At 68.8% G+C, this 16,966-nt stretch carries 13 protein-coding genes and 1 tRNA gene; 5 read left to right on the plus strand and 9 right to left on the minus strand.

Annotation, left to right across the window (positions count from 1 at the left end; all coding sequences use genetic code 11):
* Window positions 1-108: 108 nt before the first annotated feature.
* The 6 genes from rho to argS all read right to left on the minus strand — a co-directional run bounded on the left by rho (window position 109) and on the right by argS (window position 9,200).
* Window positions 109-2,067: a transcription termination factor Rho gene (gene rho, locus AB0H42_RS20990; protein ID WP_357058337.1), complete on the minus strand. Its 1,959-nt coding sequence runs from the start codon at window positions 2,065-2,067 to the stop codon at window positions 109-111.
* A 447-nt stretch (window positions 2,068-2,514) separates the two neighbouring features.
* A complete protein-coding gene (gene thrB, locus AB0H42_RS20995; protein WP_357058139.1) occupies window positions 2,515-3,462 on the minus strand; it encodes a homoserine kinase in 948 nt (315 codons plus the stop codon).
* A 26-nt stretch (window positions 3,463-3,488) separates the two neighbouring features.
* Window positions 3,489-4,604, minus strand: a complete 1,116-nt coding sequence (gene thrC / locus AB0H42_RS21000) for a threonine synthase (RefSeq protein WP_357058339.1) — start codon at window positions 4,602-4,604, stop codon at window positions 3,489-3,491.
* Window positions 4,605-4,681: 77 nt separating this feature from the next.
* Window positions 4,682-6,043: a homoserine dehydrogenase gene (locus AB0H42_RS21005; RefSeq protein WP_357058141.1), complete on the minus strand. Its 1,362-nt coding sequence runs from the start codon at window positions 6,041-6,043 to the stop codon at window positions 4,682-4,684.
* A 24-nt stretch (window positions 6,044-6,067) separates the two neighbouring features.
* Complete coding sequence (gene lysA / locus AB0H42_RS21010; protein WP_357058143.1) at window positions 6,068-7,483, minus strand: diaminopimelate decarboxylase; 1,416 nt, start codon at window positions 7,481-7,483, stop codon at window positions 6,068-6,070.
* Between the two features lie 58 nt (window positions 7,484-7,541).
* Window positions 7,542-9,200, minus strand: coding sequence for an arginine--tRNA ligase (gene argS / locus AB0H42_RS21015; protein WP_357058145.1), 1,659 nt, complete (start codon window positions 9,198-9,200; stop codon window positions 7,542-7,544).
* 92 nt (window positions 9,201-9,292) lie between these two features.
* On the opposite strand from argS, the gene AB0H42_RS21020 reads away from it, so the two are divergent.
* The 3 genes from AB0H42_RS21020 (at window position 9,293) to AB0H42_RS21030 (ending at window position 11,131) form a co-directional block, all read left to right on the plus strand.
* Window positions 9,293-10,231 (plus strand): DUF3105 domain-containing protein, encoded by a 939-nt coding sequence (locus AB0H42_RS21020; protein WP_357058147.1) that lies wholly within the window; start codon window positions 9,293-9,295, stop codon window positions 10,229-10,231.
* Window positions 10,231-10,965 carry a DUF305 domain-containing protein gene (locus tag AB0H42_RS21025; protein WP_357058148.1) on the plus strand — a complete coding sequence of 245 codons (735 nt, stop codon included), beginning with the start codon at window positions 10,231-10,233 and terminating at the stop codon, window positions 10,963-10,965. Before AB0H42_RS21020 ends, AB0H42_RS21025 begins: the two co-directional genes overlap by 1 nt.
* 93 nt (window positions 10,966-11,058) lie before the next feature.
* A tRNA-Arg gene (locus AB0H42_RS21030) sits at window positions 11,059-11,131 on the plus strand.
* 382 nt (window positions 11,132-11,513) lie between these two features.
* Here AB0H42_RS21030 and AB0H42_RS21035 read toward each other — a convergent pair.
* The 3 genes from AB0H42_RS21035 to AB0H42_RS21045 form a co-directional block, all read right to left on the minus strand.
* On the minus strand, window positions 11,514-12,722 hold the full coding sequence (locus tag AB0H42_RS21035; protein WP_357058150.1) for an FAD-dependent oxidoreductase: 1,209 nt from the start codon (window positions 12,720-12,722) through the stop codon (window positions 11,514-11,516).
* Window positions 12,723-12,812: 90 nt separating this feature from the next.
* Window positions 12,813-13,709 (minus strand): hypothetical protein, encoded by an 897-nt coding sequence (locus tag AB0H42_RS21040; RefSeq protein ID WP_357058152.1) that lies wholly within the window; start codon window positions 13,707-13,709, stop codon window positions 12,813-12,815.
* 44 nt (window positions 13,710-13,753) lie between these two features.
* Window positions 13,754-14,785, minus strand: a complete 1,032-nt coding sequence (locus AB0H42_RS21045) for a hypothetical protein (protein WP_357058154.1) — start codon at window positions 14,783-14,785, stop codon at window positions 13,754-13,756.
* A gap of 161 nt (window positions 14,786-14,946) precedes the next feature.
* Between AB0H42_RS21045 and AB0H42_RS21050 the strand changes: the two genes are divergently transcribed.
* Together AB0H42_RS21050 and AB0H42_RS21055 are read left to right on the plus strand one after the other, a co-directional pair.
* A complete protein-coding gene (locus AB0H42_RS21050) occupies window positions 14,947-15,471 on the plus strand; it encodes a hypothetical protein (protein WP_357058156.1) in 525 nt (174 codons plus the stop codon).
* 16 nt (window positions 15,472-15,487) lie between these two features.
* Window positions 15,488-16,900, plus strand: a complete 1,413-nt coding sequence (locus AB0H42_RS21055; protein WP_357058158.1) for a metallophosphoesterase — start codon at window positions 15,488-15,490, stop codon at window positions 16,898-16,900.
* Window positions 16,901-16,966 lie beyond the last annotated feature (66 nt).

Below are 16,966 nucleotides of genomic sequence, written 5' to 3' on the forward strand. Positions count from 1 at the left end.
GTTCCGGCCTCGAAAGCGCATGAGCCGAAGGCTCGAGTCTCGAGGCCGGAACGGCGGGACCTCAGGGGGCCTCGCCCCCGCGCGCCGAAGGCGCGCCAATGAACACAGCTACTCGTCGAGCGCGCCCGGTGCAGTCTTGGAGACCTGCATCAGGAACTCGAGGTTGTTCTTGCTCTTGCGCAGGCGGTCGATCAGCAGGTCGATCGCCTGGTGGGAGTCCAGACCAGACAGGACGCGACGCAGTTTGTGCAGGACCGCGGCCTCGTCCGGGTTGAGCAGCAGCTCGTCCTTACGGGTGCCGGACGGGTTGACGTCCACCGCGGGGAACACGCGCCGCTCGGCGATCTTGCGGTCCAGTTTGAGCTCGGCGTTACCGGTGCCCTTGAACTCCTCGAAGATCACCGTGTCACCGGTCGAACCGGTTTCCACCATGGCGGTGGCGATGATGGTGAGCGACCCGCCGTTCTCGATATTGCGCGCCGCGCCGAGGAACCGCTTGGGCGGATACAGCGCGGTGGAGTCGACACCACCGGACAGGATGCGCCCGGAAGCCGGCGAGGAGTTGTTGTACGCGCGGCCCAGACGGGTGATCGAGTCCAGCAGCACCACGACGTCCTTGCCCATCTCGACCAGGCGCTTGGCCCGCTCGATGGCCAGTTCGGCGACCGAGGTGTGGTCGGACGGCGGCCGGTCGAAGGTGGAGGCGATGACCTCGCCCTTCACCGAGCGCTGCATATCGGTGACTTCTTCGGGACGTTCGTCGACCAGCACCACCATGAGATAGCACTCGGGGTTGTTGATCGCGATCGCGTTGGCGATGTCCTGCATGATCGTGGTCTTACCGGCCTTCGGCGGGGACACGATCAGCGCACGCTGGCCCTTACCGATCGGCATGATCAGGTCGATCACCCGGGTGGTCAGCTTGTTCTGCTGGGTTTCCAGGCGCAGCCGCTGGTTCGGGTACAGCGGGGTCAGCTTGTTGAAATCGGGGCGGCGCTTGGCCGAATCGATTTCGGCGCCGTTGACGGTATCCAGCCGCACCAGCGGATCGAACTTCTGCCGCTGGTTGCTCTGCTCGCCGTCGCGCGGCGCGCGGACCGCACCGGTGATCGCGTCACCGCGGCGCAGGCCGTTCTTACGAACCAGGTTCATCGAGACGTAGACGTCGTTCGGCCCGGCCAGGTAGCCGGAAGTGCGCACGAACGCGTAGTTGTCCAGCACGTCGAGGATGCCCGCGACCGGCTGGAGCACATCGTCTTCGCGAATCTCGGGCTCGCGCGATTCACCGCCGCCGGCGTCGCGGTCGCGGCCCCGGCGACGCTCGCGGAACCGGCGGCCACGGCGGCCCCGGCCGCCTTCCTCGTCGTCGCCACCACGATCGCCACCGCGATCGCCGCCCCGGTTGCCGCCGGAACCGCGCTGATCGCCGCCCTGGCCCTGCTGGCCCTGGTTGCGGTCGCGACGGCGTTCGCCCTGCTCGCCGTCCTTGCTGTCCTTACCGTCCTGCTGCTTGACGGCGTCGTTCTTCGCGCCGTCCTGCTGCTTGGCGTCCTCACCGGCGGGCTCGCCGTTCTTGGGCTGCTGGTCGCGACCACGACGCTGGCGGCCGCGGCCGCGCTGGCCGGACTCGCGGCCCGATTCCTCGGCGCCCTCGGCCGGCTTGTTGTCGGCTCTGCCGTCGGTCTTGGCGCCGGATTCGGTGTCCGCGTCCGTGCCTGCGGTGGCGTCGGCGGTCGCCGAGCCGTTGGTGGCGGCCTGGTCGGGCTTGCCCTTGTCCGCGGCCGCGGAGTCCTTGTTCGCCGCGGTATCGGCGGCGGGCGCTTCGACCGCCGGAGCCGACGCGGCGGCGGGCGCGGCCTGGACGGCAGGCGCCGCTGTCCCGGCCTCGGCAGGCTGGTCTGCGGTTTTACGTTCTTTGACAGCCTTCGCGCGGGTGCTGCGCTCCGCGGCGGCGGGTCTGCCTGCCTGGTTTTCCTTGATGGCGGCGATGAGATCACCCTTGCGCATACCGGAGGTGCCTCTGATTCCGAGTTCCCCTGCCAGTGCGCGCAACTGCGGCAACAACATTCCAGTCAGCCCCGATCCGATGTCGGTGTTCTCGCTCATCTTCGAAGAAATCTGTCCGGAGTCACTTTCGCGGTTGCCCGAGGGTTCGGAGTCGGATTCCACCCCGGGTGTCGCGAGCAGGTCCGTATCTGTCACGGAGATCCTTTCCTTCCCTCGATGGCCGTGTGCTGTGTCGAGGGTTCGTTCCGTAGCCCGATCTCGCTGCCGGACTCGGATTTGTAGCCGTATCGCCTGCCCCTCCGGGACCGGGTGCTTCGCCACCGCTGGAAAAGGTGGAAGAGATCATTCCAGTTGAGCGGCTGCGCGGCACCCCCATGGCATGAGGGCTCGAGCCTGGAGCCTGCTGGAGCGATTGCCCTGATGAAGCACCGGCGTCTGATGCGCGCGATGTACGGACTTGCCCAGGATAGCGGGCAAGTACGAAGGTCGGCAAGGCGGACGCGCCCGTCAGCCGATCTGCACGCCTTCCGCGATGCCCGGTTCGATGATCCGCAGCCCGTCCGCAGCGGCCGACAGACGTAGCTTTTCGGGAAAAGGGCAGGTCAGGAGAGCGAGCACGGTGGGCCCGGCGCCGGAGACCGTGGCCGCGATGCCGGCATCACGCAAGCGCTGGATCCACGCGGTGGTCAACGGCAGCGCGGGGGCGCGCTGGGTCTGGTGCAACCGATCCGCGGTGGCCGGGAGCAGCAGGTCCGGACGCTGGGTCAGCGCGACGACCGCCAGCGCGGCCCGGCTCACGTTGAACGCCGCGTCCCGGTGCGGTACCAGTTCGGGCAGCAGCCCGCGGGTCTGCGCGGTGGAGGACCGCTCCTCGGGAACCAGGACGACCGGATGCACCGTGGGATGCGCGTCGAGGCGAACCGCCCGGTAGAGGCGTTGCGGGGCGCCGATATCGGTATCCGGGCCGGGGCCGGCCTCCGTCCAGGACACGACGATTCCACCGAGCACACTGGCGGCGGCGTTATCGGGGTGGCCTTCGAATTCCGAGGCGAGCTGCACCAATTGATCGGTGTCCACCGCCAGGGACGGATCGAATCGCGCGGCCAGCGCACGCCCGGCGGCCAGCCCGCCGACCACGGCCGAGGCGGAGGAACCCAGTCCGCGGGAATGCGGAATCGCGTTCCGGCACAGCACGTCCAGACCGTCGGCCCAGATACCGGCCGATTCCAGCCCGCGTTCGATCGCCCGCACCACCAGATGCTGTGGCCCCCAGGCCACCTCGTCGGCGCCTTCGCCCTCCATCCGGATGTTCAGGCCGGAATCGGTACTGCGCACCTCGATCTCGTCGTAGATCCCCAGGGCCATACCCAGCGAATCGAAACCGGGCCCCAGATTCGCGGTGGAGGCCGGCACCCGGACCGAGACCGTGATACCGGCCGGCAGGGTCGGAGCCACCAGCCGGCTTTCGCGCGTATCCACGGTCAGGCCAGTTCGAGGCGTGCGGCCACGGCGACCGGGTCGACCTGGATGGCCTGCACCTCGGGCATGCCGAGCAGGGCGGTATCGGGGTCCTTGAGACCGTTTCCGGTGACCGTGCAGACCACCGTCTGCCCGGGCTCCAGCCAGCCCTCGGCATGGGCGGCCAGCACACCGGCGACACTCGCCGCCGACGCGGGCTCCACGAAAACGCCCTCTTCGGCCGCGACCAGGCGGTACGCGTGCAGGATCTCCTCGTCGGTGGCCGCGCGGAACGCGCCGCCGGACTCCTCTTTGGCCGTCACGGCGCCGTTCCAGGAGGCGGGCGCGCCGATCCGGATGGCGGTCGCGATGGTTTCCGGGTGGCTCACCGGGGCACCGTTGACCAGCGGGGCCGCCCCGGCGGCCTGGACACCCAGCATGCGGGGGAGCGTTTCGGTCACGCCGTCGGCCCGGTATTCGCGGTAGCCCCGCCAGTAGGCGGTGATGTTCCCGGCATTGCCCACCGGCAGCGCGTGCACATCGGGGGCCCGGCCGAGCACATCGCAGATTTCGAAGGACGCGGTCTTCTGCCCCTCGATCCGCGCCGGGTTCACCGAGTTCACCAGGCCGATGGACGGGAAATCCGAGGTGACCTTGCGGGCCAGTTCCAGGCAGTCGTCGAAATTGCCCTCGACCTGGATGACCTTCGCGCCGAGCATCACGGCCTGGGCCAGTTTGCCCATGGCGATCTTGCCCTGCGGGATGAGCACCGCACAGGTCATCCCCGCGCGGGTGGCGTAGGCGGCGGCCGAGGCGGAGGTGTTACCGGTGGAGGCACACAAGACCGCCTGCTGACCGCGGTATCTGGCATCGGTCATGGCCATGGTCATACCGCGGTCCTTGAACGAACCCGTCGGGTTGGCGCCCTCGACCTTCAGGTACACCTCGCAGCCGGTGAGCTGCGATAGATGCGGCGCGGGGACCAGCGGAGTCCCGCCCTCGAAAAGGGTGACCGGCTCCCAGTCGGCCGCACCCGCGAGCCGGTCGCGGTAGGCAGCGATGAGCCCGGGCCAGCGGGAGTGCACCCCGGCCTGCGGGGCGACACCGGCGGTGGGCCCACCCGTCGCGGCGACCCGCATCGAATCGCTGCGCGATGCTGTTGGCCCATCCGTCGCCCCACCGCCGCTCCTGACCGAATCGCTGCGCGATGCTGTTGTCATTCTTCGGTGCCTTCCAATCTCAGAACGCTGGTGACAGATGTGACGGATTCCATACCCGACAGCGCGGCGACGGTCTCCGAGAGAGCCGCCTCGGTCGCGAGGTGGGTCACGACCACCAGCCGCGCCTTGTCGTCGTGACCCTCCTGCCGGACGGTCGAGATACTCACTCCGTGGCGGGAGAATTCGCCCGCCACCCTCGCCAGTACACCGGGACGGTCTTCGACCTTCAGATTCACGTGATAGCGCGTCGGGGTGTCGCCGATCGGCGCGATCGGAAGCTCAGCATAGACCGATTCGCCCGGCGCCCGGCCACCGAAAAATTTATTGCGGGCGGCCATGACCAGGTCGCCCAGGACGGCCGAAGCGGTCGGTGCCCCGCCGGCGCCCTGCCCGTAGAACATGAGCCGACCGGCGTTCTCGGCCTCCACGACCACCGCGTTGAACGCTCCGGTGACCGCGGCCAGCGGATGTTTACGCGGGATCAGCGCCGGATAGACGCGCACCGACACCCGGTCCTTGCCACCTTCGGACCGAGTGGGTTCGCCCGCACCCGCCGGTACCCGCTCGCAGATCGCCAGCAGTTTGACGGTGCAGTCCAGCGCGGACGCGGTCTCCAGGTCCTCAGCGGTGATGGTGGCGATGCCCTGGCGGTAGACATCGGCGGCCGTCACGCGGGTGTGGAAGGCCAGCGAGGCCAGGATGGCGGCCTTCGCGGCGGCGTCGTAGCCCTCGACGTCGGCGGTCGGATCGGCTTCGGCGTAGCCGAGACGGGTCGCTTCGGCGAGGGTGTCACCGTAGTCGGCACCCGTCTCGTCCATGGCCGAGAGGATGAAGTTGGTGGTGCCGTTGACGATGCCGACCACTCGGTTCACCCGGTCGCCGGACAGCGACTGGATGAGCGGCCGGACCACCGGGATGGCACCGGCCACCGCGGCCTCGAAGTACAGGTCGGCGCGGCTGCGTTCCGCGGCGGCGGCCAGTTCGCCGGTGTAATCGGCCAGCAGCGCCTTGTTGGCGGTGACCACCGACTTCCCGGCGTTGAGCGCGGCCAGGATGAGTTTGCGGGCCGGATCGATACCGCCGATCACCTCGACGACCAGGTCCACGTCGGGCCGCGCCACCAGGGCCTCGGCATCGGTGGTCAGCAGTTCGGCGGGTAGTCCGCGGTCGCGGTCGAGGCTGCGCACCGCGACTCCGCGCAGGGTCAGCGGCGCGCCGACCCGCGACTGCAGATCGTCGGCGTGATCCCGCAGGATCCGCACGACCTCGCGGCCCACATTGCCCATCCCCAGTACCGCGATACCGATCGGGCGGTCCGGCCCCCATCGACCCGGTACCACCTCGGCCCCCTCTGGCATGCTCGCCCCTTTCGTCGCGTCCATTCAGACCTCCAGGCCGAGCAGGTCCTCGACCGTTTCCCGGCGCAGGATCAGCCGGGCCGCGCCGTCGCTCACGGCGACGACGGCGGGACGGGTCAGCATGTTGTACCGGCTCGACATGGAATAGCAGTAGGCACCGGTGCCGGCGACCGCGATGAGGTCCCCCGGACCCGCATCGGCCGGCATCCAGGTGTCACGGATGATGATATCGCCGCTTTCGCAGTGCTTTCCGACAACGCGAGCGACCACCGGCGGCGCCTCGGAACCGCGGGACACCAGCTGGCAGTGATAGTCGGCCTGGTAGAGCGCAGGCCGGATATTGTCGCTCATCCCGCCGTCCACGCTCACGTAGCGGCGACGCAGGCCACCGTCCAGCGAGACATCCTTGACGGTGCCCACCTCGTAGAGGGTCACGGTGCCGGGGCCGGCGATGGCGCGGCCCGGTTCCACGGCGATACGCGGGACAGGCAGTCCGGCGGCTTCGGCCTCGTGGGCGACCAGCGCGCCGAGTTTCTCGGCGAACATGTCCAGCGGCGGCGGATCGTCGGAGGGCAGGTAGGAAATACCGAGGCCACCGCCCAGATCGAGCAGCGATATCTGCGAGGTGCGTTCGACACCGAATTTGTCGACGGCGTCACGCAACAGCCTCAGCATCCGGCGCGCGGCGATTTCGAAACCGTCGATTTCGAAGATCTGCGACCCGATATGGCTGTGCAGCCCGACCAGCCGCAGATTATCTGCCTCGAACACCTGCGCCAGCGCTTCCATGGCGTCGCCGCCGGAAATGGAGAAACCGAACTTCTGGTCCTCGTGCGCGGTCGAGATGTATTCGTGGGTGTGCGCCTCGACGCCGACGGTGACCCGGACCAGGACGTCTTGGACGACCCCGGCGGCACCGGCGACGGCTTCCAGCCGTTCGATCTCGATCAGCGAGTCGACCACCACGTGGCCGACTCCGGCCGCCACCGCGGCCTCCAGTTCGGCCACCGATTTGTTGTTGCCGTGCAGGGCGATCCGCTCGGCCGGGAAGCCGGCGTGCAGCGCGACGGCGAGTTCACCGCCGGAGCACACGTCCAGCGAAAGTCCTTCGTCGCGGATCCAGCGCGCGATCTCGCCGCACAGAAAAGCCTTGGAGGCGTAGTGGACTCGCGCATTCGGCCCGAACGCGCGCACCATATCGCGGCAGCGGGACCGGAAATCGTCCTCGTCCACCACGAACAGCGGTGTCCCGAACTGCGCGGCGAGCTCGGTGACGGGCACCCCCGCCAGCCGGACCACATCGTCGGCGCCGCGGGTGGCGTTGCGCGGCCACACCTGTGCGGGCAGGTCGATCAGCTGTCGCGGATCGGCCGGGCGTTCCGGCAGGTTCGGGGCGTGCGGTATCTCGGCGTGCCGGGGCCCGGCGGGATGGACACTCATCGGTCTTCCTTCCTCGTCCACTGCCGGAACAGTCGGTCGATACGATTTCCGGGCGCGGTCACATCCGCTCCGGGGCGGTGACGCCGAGCAGGGCCAGGCCGTTGGCCAGCACCTGGCGGGTGGCGTTCACCAGCACCAGGCGGGCGGCGTTGACCGGCGAAACGGGTTCGTCGCCCAGCGGCAGTACGCGCAGGGCTTTGTTGGTCTGGAACGGGTGGTAGGCGCCGGCCAGTTCCTCCAGGTACCGCGCGATGCGGTGCGGTTCCCGCAGGGTCGCCGCGCTCGCCACCACCCGGGGGAATTCACCGATGGTGCGGATGAGCGCGCCCTCGAGCTCGGAATCCAACAGGGCGAAATCCGGTGTCACCGTGTCGTATTCGAATTCGGCGGCATTGCGCGCGATGGACGCGGCCCGGGCGTGCGCGTACTGCACGTAGTACACCGGGTTCACACTGTCCTGTTTGGCCCACAGGTCCAGGTCGATATCGATGCTCGAGTTCACCGAGCTGCGCACCAGCGAGTAGCGGGCGGCGTCGACGCCGATGGCCTCCACCAGGTCGTCGAGCGTGACCACGGTGCCCGCGCGTTTGCTCATCCGCACCGACACGCCGTCGCGCAGCAGGTTCACCATCTGGCCGATGAGCACCTCGACGCTGTCGGGGTCGTCACCGAACGCGGCGGCCGCGGCCTTCAACCGGCCGATGTAGCCGTGATGGTCGGCGCCGAGCATATAGATACACAGGTCGAAACCGCGCGACCGCTTGTCCTGCAGATAGGCGATATCGCCGGCGATATAGGCGGCGTTCCCGTCGCTCTTGATGACCACTCGGTCCTGCTCGTCACCATATTCGGAGCTGGCGATCCACCAGGCGCCGTCCTTCGAATACAGGTCACCGGAATTCTTCAGCGTGTCCACCGCGCGTTCGACCGCACCCGAGGCGAACAACGAACTCTCGTTGAAATACACATCGAAATCGGTGCCGAATTCGTGCAGCGATTCCTTGATGTGCGCGAACATCAGTTCCACGCCCTCGGCGCGAAACAACTCCAGCCGCTTTTCCGGTTCGAGTTCGGCCGCGCCGGGATGGGCGGTGACGATCCGGTCGGCGATCTCACCGATATAGGCGCCCGCGTACCCGTTCTCCGGGGTCGGCGCTCCGGTGGCGGCGGCGACCAGCGATTCGGCGAACCGGGTGATCTGGGCGCCGTGATCGTTGAAGTAGTACTCGCGGGTGACCTGGGCACCCTGCGCGGCCAGAATCCGGCCCAGCGCGTCGCCCACCGCCGCCCAGCGGGTCCCGCCCAGGTGCACCGGGCCGGTCGGGTTGGCGGAGACGAATTCCAAATTGATCCTGGTACCGGCGAGGGCGTCGGCGGTGCCGTAGGCGGCTCCGGCCGCATGCACCTGCTCGAGCACCGCACCCTGGGCGGACGCGGCGACCCGGATATTGAGGAAGCCGGGCCCGGCGACCTCCGCGGCGGCGACGGCCTCGGTATCGCTCAGCGCCGCGGCGAGCCAGCCGGCCAGATCCCGCGGGTTGGTTCCGGCCTTCTTCGCGACCTTCATCGCTACATTGGTGCTGTAGTCACCGTGCTCCGGATTCCGGGGACGCTCCACATCGACCGTGTCGGGCAGCACCGCGGCATCCAGTCCACGTTCGGCGAGGACCTTCGCCGCGGTGGCGTGAAGGAGATCTGCAAGGTCGGCTGGAGTCACGAGTCTCTATCCTATGGTCCGAGTGGGTGCGCGCCGCGAGTGGGCACCGCAGCTCGGCACTGTTCATCGACGTGGAAAGAACTGGGACCGGTATGCCGAACAGGACGAGCGCCAAATCGGCGAAGGCCGTGCAGGCGGCGGGCAAAGTCGCGGGTGCGCGCGCGGGCAGCAACAGGAACAAGGGCAAACCGCCGATCATGCAGCGAATCCCCTGGCTCACCATCGGCGCGGTGGTGGTGCTCGTCGGATTGGTCGCGGCGCTGGCGGTGAACCTGGTGCCCAAGTACCAGGAGAGGGCCGCCCTGGAGAAGTTCACCCCTTCCGAGCAGCAGAAGGACCCCTCCGACCAGATCGAGGGTGTGGTGAAGAAGGAGTACCCGGCGGGTCTGCACGTCGACGCGACCAAGCGGGTGGCCTACGACCAGACGCCGCCGTTCGGCGGCCCGCACGACTCCTCCTGGGCCAACTGCATGGGCACCGTCTACGACAAGGCGCTGCGCGACGAGAACGCGGTGCATTCGCTGGAGCACGGCGCGGTCTGGATCACCTACAACCCGGACAAGGTCGACCGGGCCGGGATCGACACGCTGAAGAAGAAGGTCGAGGGTGAGCAGTACATGCTCATGTCGCCGCACCCCGGCCAGGAAGCCCCCGTCTCGCTGCAGTCCTGGGGGCATCAGCTCACCGTGAACAGCGCCGACGACGAACGGGTCGGTCAGTTCATCACCGCGCTGCGGCTGAACAACTTCGCCTACCCCGAGGTCGGCGCGGACTGCGCGACGGTCGCCTTCGACACCCAGAACCCGCCGCCCTACGACCCGAGCGAACCGGGCCCCGACGCCGTGCCGATGGACGGCGCCGGCCTGCAGCCCGACCAGGGCGAACTCGGCGGTATGGGAGTACCCGGCGGCGGTCTGCCGGGTGGGCTGCCCGGCGGCATCCCGGCGATCCCGGGAATGCCCGGCACCCTGCCGGACCAGCAGGCGCCCGGCGCCGCGGCCGACCAGCAGGTCCCCGGAGCCGGACAGTAATGCCGGAAACGGAAACCCCCGATACCGGGCACCGGCCCGAGTCCGGGTTGCGCGCGCAACTGCGCGGCCAGCGCACCCCGCTGCTGATCATCGCCGCGATCGCCCTGCTCGTAGTCGGTTTCGGCGCGGGTGTGCTGTTCGCGCCGGACGACTCCGAGGGGTCGGAGCCGGGTCCGGTCGATATCGGATTCGCGCAGGATATGTCGGCACACCACACGCAGGCCGTGGAGATGTCGGGGATCGCGCTGCTGGGTTCGGCCGATCCCGCGGTGCAGCGCCTCGCCTACGACATCCTGACCACCCAGCAGAGTCAGATCGGGCGGATGCAGGGCTGGTTGCAGATGTGGGGCGCCCCCGCGCGCGGCACGGACGGCTACATGGGCTGGATGCACGAGCCCGGGCACGGTGACGACGACCAGCACAGCGGCGGCCACGACCACGGCGCCGGGGCACCGGGGTCCGGGGCCGTGGCCGCGATGCCGGGTATGGCGACCACCGCGGACATCCAGCGGTTGCGCGACGCACGCGGTACCGACCTCGATGTGCTGTTCCTGCAACTCATGCTGCGCCACCACGAAGGCGGGGTCCCGATGCTCGAATACGGTGCCGAACACGCCGAAACCGGCGAGATCGGCATCCTGGCCGGACAGATGCTCGCCGCGCAGCAGGGTGAGTCCCGGCTCATCACCGATATGCTCGCCGCTCGCGGCGGCCGGCCACTGCCCCTGAACTGAACCACCACCACTCGTTTTGGCCGCATCGGCGGTGATGCGATACGCTGTGGTCCGCCCGATCGACCGGCTCCCGGTCGCACCGGGTGGATCCCCGCCCTCGTAGCTCAGGGGATAGAGCGTCTGCCTCCGGAGCAGAAGGCCGCAGGTTCGATTCCTGCCGAGGGCACGCACGAGGAAGGCCCCCGACCAGCTGGGTTCTGGTCGGGGGCCTTTCTCGTGCGCGACGTCGGCACGCTGTCCGCTGCTGCGTCACATGCCGAACATCATCCCGAGCATCCGCTGCAGCATTTCCATACCGGCACCCAGATCGAGTCCGAACGAACCCATCGTTCTCATCTCCTTCACCACGGATTTTCTACTGGCCCCCGACTCAGTCGCCGCTTACCGCATCCCCGCGACCCGAAACAAGCACACGGCGATTTCGATGCACTTTCGGAACGGCATGCGTCGTCGATCTGCGCACGTCTCGCGGTACCGATCCGACCTGCCTCCGCCTGCATATCCGGCCGGGCCCGGCCACCACTGTGGCCGGGCCCGCCGGTCGGTGGCTAGTTGTTCGCGCGCCGGATGGAGCGCTGGACGAGACCTCGGATACCGGGTAACTGGATGGCGCGCAGCATGAGATCCCCCGCCCAGACATGCGCGCGGGTGGGTGGGGCGAACCGACCGATTCCCCTGCGAGCAAGGGCTTGCCGCTTGCGGACCTCCGGGCGCAGCGATTGCTCCCACGCGCCGAGTGCGGTGGTGAGGTCGTCGCCGTGGGCCGCGAGGGCCGTACCGAGCCGGTCGGCGCCATCGAGGGCCAGGGCCGCGCCGTAGCCGGCGAAGACCGTCACGCACCAGGCGGCATCGCCCAGGAGCACGACCCGGCCGCTACTCCACCGGTCGATGACGATCTGGCCGACCGAGTCGAAGTAGGCGTCGGCCGGGTCGGCGGCGAGCTGCCGGAGCGCTTCGGCCACCCCGCGACCCAGATCACCGAACGCCTCGGTGAGCGCCGGTGCGGCGCCGAGGGCGAGCTCGGCCGCCGGGTCGGGGCTGCGGTAGGTGAAGAACGCCGAGGACCGGTCCGGGCCCAGGTTCATCACCGCGGCGGTGCGCCGGGGCCCGAGGAAGGTCGTGCCGACCCCTTCGGCGACATGCTCGGGCACGGTGTCGAGCGGGAAGGCGCCCACCATGTGGTTCAGCTCGACCAGATAGTCGGATTCGGGACCGAAGACCAGGTCACGGATCCGGGAGTGCACACCGTCGGCGCCGATGAGCAGATCGGCCCGCAGGCGGCTGCCGTCGCTCAGGGTGGCCTCGACGGCACCGGGTTCCTGGGTCACCGCCCGCACTGTGGTGCCGAATCGGATATCGACGTGTTCGGCCACCGCGTCGTACAGCACCGATTCCAGGTCGCCGCGGAGAAGGCTCAGCGCCCGGTCCCCCACCGCGGCCTGCGCGACGGCGGCGGGAACGGTGAACTTCTCCCGGCCGTCGGCGTGGACGAGCACCGAGGTGAAGAACCCGATATCGCGCGGGGCGAGCGCGGGCACGAGACCGAGACGCTCGGCGGCGTCGTATCCGGGCCCGTGCAGGTTCAGCAGGTAGCCGCCGCTGCGCCGCGCGGGCGCCCGCTCGAGCACGACGACTTCCCAGCCTGCTCGGTGCATCCGCAATGCCGCGGCCAGCCCGGCGATACCGGCTCCCACCACCACCGCCCGTTTCGTCCCGCGACCGCTGGGGTTGCGCACCGCGTTTCTGTGATCGTCCACTGCCGCTCCTGGAGGTCTGCCACTCGGCCACTATCGTCAACTTCTAGTTGACGATATCACCTCGTCAACCCACGGTTGACGAACAGAGGGTCAGGACTGGACCGGGCCCGGATCGCCGGGGCACAGTGCTGCCACCGCCGCGGCGATGTATTCGGTGGCCGATCGGCTCCGCATGATCGCCCGGCCCACCTCTGTCCGGGCCGCACGCTCGGTGGGGAGCGACAGGTAGCGCAGGCAGGTGGGGACCAGGTTCTCGTAGTCGTCGAAGGCGACCGCCGACCCGAACGGGGACGACTCCTCGGTATCGGCACAGTTTTCCGAGACGACGAAGATGCCGTTGGCGAGGAGGTAGGAGACGCGCACTATTTCGAATACCCCGGCGTCGTAGTAGTGCGTATTGAGGACGATCTTCGAGCGTGCGTACAGCGCGTCCCGCGCGGGGCCATACAGTCCGAAATGAGCCCGGGCATCGATCCCGAGCCGGCGCAGACGCTCGATCGGCGCCATTCTGTGCTCGTTGAGCGATCCGACCAGGAGGACGTCGATATCCCGCTGCGCGGCGGGCGGGATCCGCTCCAGTTCGGGCACATGACCGATGGGAACATGCCGGACGCCCTCGATACCCAGGTCGCGAAGGGCGGCGATATTACGGAGGCTGTAGTCCCACACCGTGTGGCGGCGGAAGAGCGCCAGCAGTTCCTCGGTGATCCACTCCGACCCCGGCAAGACCTGCTCCAGGTTGTACAGAATCGCGTCGTCCGGGACCTGCATGTCCCACCAGTGCAACGTATTGCTGCCGAACACGATATGTCGCCGGTCCGGTATCCCGATGTCATCGGAGAGGACGCTGTCGAAGCCGGCCCGGCACAGTGCGAAATGCACCGTCTCGGCGATCTCGCGGAAGGCCTCCCGATGCTGATACGTGCGCGGCGGCGCAATGGTGACCGCGAACTTCCCGGCATCGGCAACGGGCGGTGTTGTCGGCATGATCGATCGAACCTTCCGGTTGTCCGGGCGGCCACTGCCACCGGTCAATCCAATGAATTCGCCAAACGAGCGTGCAGATCCAGCAGCTCGGGGATCTGGGCGGCCGGTCGGCGGCCGAAACCGCATTCGGTGGCGATTCCGAACTCGGGCACGAACTCGGCCGCGGCCTTGATGCGGCGGCGAGCACCGTCGAAACCATCGGAGGCGTGCACCAGGCCCAGGAAGAGGGTGGTCTCCGGTTCTGTCGCCAGGCCCGCGAGCGGGGCGAAATACGCAGCGTCCGTGCGCCCCTTCGGGACGGGCAGGTGGATCCAGTTCAACGGGCGCTTCAGCGCGGTGGCAATACCGGAGGCCACATCGACCAGTTTCGAAGTATCGGCGGGCTCGACGAAATGCCGATGGCCGAAATCGCCATAACAGAGGTGATAGCCCAGATCCACCCCGGCGGGAACCGCATTACCGAGACGGGAGAGCCGCTCGATCACGCCGCCCAGCCGGGCGGGATAGTCGTCGCCGAACCAGCACGGGAAGACGCCTTCGAACAGCGCGAATTCGACGGGCGCGTCCCATTGGATCGCCAGATCCTCATGGGGAATCGCCGAGGTGATCTGATCCAATTCGGCGAGGATCGCTGCCTCGTAACGGATCTCCAGTTCCGCCTGGGGGCCCGCGGCGAACGCGCCGATCACCGAGATCGGGGTCGGCAGACTCACCTGGAACCGGACCCGGGGCCGGAGCACACCCTGCGCGCGGAGCTGTTCGAACACCCGCCATGACGCGCGAGCGGCCTGCGCATATCCGAGCGTGCCGAAATCAATTGTCGCCGCGTCGATACCGGGCGCCGGCTGCACCCGTTCGCTCGGTCCGTATTCCGGGCTCGGCGGCGGCACAGTGACGAGGCCGGGGTGCGCCTGCAGCCGGGGCAGCTGCCACACCACAAAGTTGTCGCGCTCTCCGGTCTCACCGTCGGGGACTCGGGTGATATGCCCACCCAGACGGGTAGCGACCTGCGCGAAGACCGCCGCGGCGTCGGAGAGCGGCACGCTGCCGCACAGATGGACACCACGACCGGACATAGAACAAACCTCCACACATTGTCGGATACCGCTGAAAGGAGTGTAGGAGCGCCGACGCAGTTGCGCGCGCGGAGCACTCGGCCCGGGCGACCCGCCGTACCGGACTTCGACCCGGGAGGTGTCGTAGTGTTCGGGAAAATCCCCCGGGAACGGAGAATGTTTTGACTCAGCCACCGGCAGGCCCGACCGGTCCGCAGCCGCCCGACGGCACCCGGCCCCCACGGAAACGTCGCACCGGCCTCATCCTGGGCGCGGTGGCGGCCGTGGTCGTGGTCGTCGCCGCCATCGCCGCCGTGGCGGTGCTGACCGTGCAGGGACGCACCCCGCTGTCCTCCGACGACCAGCAGATCGTGGCCTCACTGCGCGAGTTCTACGGCACGCTCAGCGACGACGGTTTCGCGGCCGCCACCGGGTTGGCCTGCAAGGCCGACCGGGACGAATTCGATGCCATGTCGGACGCGGAGAAGTCCGAGGCCGAGAAGCTCGGATTCACCGTCGATATCGACTCGGTCGACAATATCGTCGTGACCGGTGACCGCGCGAAAGCCGAGATCAAGGGCAAGTTCAGCCTGTCGGCGCCGGGTGGGGGCGACGACGAGCAGATGGACGACAGCTCCGAAGAGAGCCTCGTGAAAGAGGACGGCGAATGGCGGGTCTGCTCCTCCTCCGACAGCGACCCGAAATGATGGACGGCGGGCGCCGATGAGCTGCTGCGGGCCCTCGCGCCGCACCGTACTGGGCGCGCTCGGCCTCGCGGCACTGCTGCCCGCCGCCGGACTCTCCGGTGCGGGCCGGGCGACCGCGGCGCCCGGCCCGGTGCGGGCGACCGACCTCGAAGTCGTCACGGTCACCGATACCGCCGCGGTGCTCACCTGGACCAGCCGCGACCCCGGCAGCGCGATCCCGGTACCCACCGACGGCGAGCTACTGCTCGGCCCGGCGGACAGTGCCCGCCCGCTCCGGACGGTCTGGGCTTCCGCGAGCGCCACCCCCTTCCATTACGCGCAGATCGACGGTCTGGAACCGGGCCGCGCCTACCGATTCGAGGCACGATCGGCCGGGGTGCGGGCGACGCCCGCACTCTCGGTCGTGAGCGGCGCGCCCGGCACCCCGGAATCCACCGCGACGTTCACCACCCTGGTGCCGCCGCCGGGACGGCTGCTGCGCACCCTGGCGCTGGCCAACGACGTCCACTACGGGGAGACCGTGAGCGGCCTGGTGGCGGGCGGGCTGCCCCCTGGGATACGCCAGGAACCGGGTCTGCCGCCCTATCCGGAGGTCATGTTCGACGCCGTCCTAGGCGATCTGCGCCGCCCCGATCGCGGCGCGGAACTACTGCTGCTGGCCGGTGACCTGACCGCCGAGGCCACACCCGCGCAGGTGCGCGCGGTGCGCGCCCGGCTGGACCACTGGGGCGTCGACGGTCAGGACTACCTCGCCGTACGTGGGAACCACGACCGGTTGCACACGGGCGCGGAATACGCGGACTGCCCGGCGGTTCCCGGCGCCACGGACCACCGTGATTGCTGGAGTGAGGTTTTCGGACCCCGGCAACAGGTAATCGAACACGAACTCGGCGGTCTGCGCGTCCTCGGCCTGGATACCAGCGCACTGGACGGCGCGGGCGGGGTACTCGACACCGCGCAGTGCGACCGGGTCACCGAACTGCTGCGCGCCGAACCCGACCGTCCCACTGTGGTTTTCGGTCATCATCCGGTCACTGTGGAGGCCGGGCTCACCAATACGGCCGGTCCCGGTTTCGTACTCGACCGCGATACCGCGCTGCGGTTGCAGCGGTTGTACGAGGACGCGCCGGGGGTCTTCCTGCAGCACAGCGGCCATACCCACCGCACCCGCCGCACCCGGCCGGATACCGCCTGCGCGGTGGAATTCCTGGAGGTCGGCGCGATCAAGGAGTATCCGGGCGGGTACAGCCTGCTGCGGATCTACGAGGGTGGTTACACGGTGAACTTCTACAAGACCCGCACCCCGGAATCCCAGCGCTGGAGCACATTGACCCGCGCCGAATACTTCGGCCTGCTTCCCGAGTACACACTCGGCACCTTCGCCGATCGCAATCACGTGGTGCTGCGGGATTTCTCGGGACTCACCTGACCAGCCATGACCCGGATTCGCGCGCGGCCCGGGCCGGAATCGCCAACGACTCCGGCCCGGCCGGCA

The sequence above is a fragment of the Nocardia sp. NPDC050799 genome, from assembly GCF_040654015.1.
Lineage (GTDB): Bacteria > Actinomycetota > Actinomycetes > Mycobacteriales > Mycobacteriaceae > Nocardia.